Below are 598 nucleotides of genomic sequence, written 5' to 3'. Positions count from 1 at the left end.
CACAGGTGGTCAGGTCGAGTAGACCAAGGCGCTTGAGAGAACTCTGCTGAAGGAACTAGGCAAAATGGTACCGTAACTTCGGGAGAAGGTACGCTGCTGACGGTGATGACCCTTGCGGTCTGAGCTATTGGCAGCCACAGAAACCAGGCCGCTGCAACTGTTTATTAAAAACATAGCACTCTGCAAACACGAAAGTGGACGTATAGGGTGTGATGCCTGCCCGGTGCTGGAAGGTTAATTGATGGGGTTAGCGTAAGCGAAGCTCTTGATCGAAGCCCCAGTAAACGGCGGCCGTAACTATAACGGTCCTAAGGTAGCGAAATTCCTTGTCGGGTAAGTTCCGACCTGCACGAATGGCATAATGATGGCGGCGCTGTCTCCAGCAGAGGCTCAGTGAAATCGAAATCGCTGTGAAGATGCAGTGTACCCGCGGCTAGACGGAAAGACCCCGTGAACCTTTACTGCAGCTTGACATTGAACTTTGACCTTACTTGTGTAGGATAGGTGGGAGGCTTTGAAGTTGGAACGCTAGTTCCAATGGAGCCGTCCTTGAAATACCACCCTGGTAATGTTGAGGTTCTAACTCTGCCCCGTTATC

1 rRNA gene is annotated in these 598 nt (G+C 51.3%); it reads left to right on the top strand.

Going from position 1 to position 598, the window contains the following annotated elements:
• Positions 1-598, top strand: a 23S ribosomal RNA gene (locus tag ACINWC141_RS00920); the annotation flags it as partial.

This window comes from Acinetobacter sp. WC-141 (assembly GCF_000313935.1).
Lineage (GTDB): Bacteria > Pseudomonadota > Gammaproteobacteria > Pseudomonadales > Moraxellaceae > Acinetobacter.
Note: the sequence above shows the minus strand (reverse complement) of the source record. Positions and strands in the feature narration are given on the sequence as shown.